Annotated in this window: 1 rRNA gene; it reads right to left on the bottom strand. The window is 52.3% G+C overall.

Going from position 1 to position 260, the window contains the following annotated elements:
- A 23S ribosomal RNA gene (locus ACZYR9_RS27895) occupies positions 1-256 on the bottom strand; the annotation flags it as partial.
- Positions 257-260 lie beyond the last annotated feature (4 nt).

Genomic DNA, 260 nt, shown 5'->3' with positions numbered 1-260 from the left:
GCTCGCCGCTACTGACGGAATCACTTTTGTTTTCTTTTCCTGAGGGTACTTAGATGTTTCAGTTCCCCTCGTCTGCCTCCGATGCAGCTATGTATTCACTGCATGGTACGTATCTATTACGATACGCAGGTTTCCCCATTCGGACATCCCCGGATCAAAGCCTGCTTACGGCTCCCCGAGGCATTTCGTCGTTCGCCACGTCCTTCTTCGGCTCCTGGTGCCTAGGCATCCTCCGTGTGCTCTTTATAGCTTAACCAACG

This window comes from Paenibacillus sp. F024 (genome assembly GCF_057814255.1).
The sequence above is the reverse complement of the archived record's forward strand: the minus strand, read 5'-3'. Positions and strand labels throughout refer to the sequence as shown.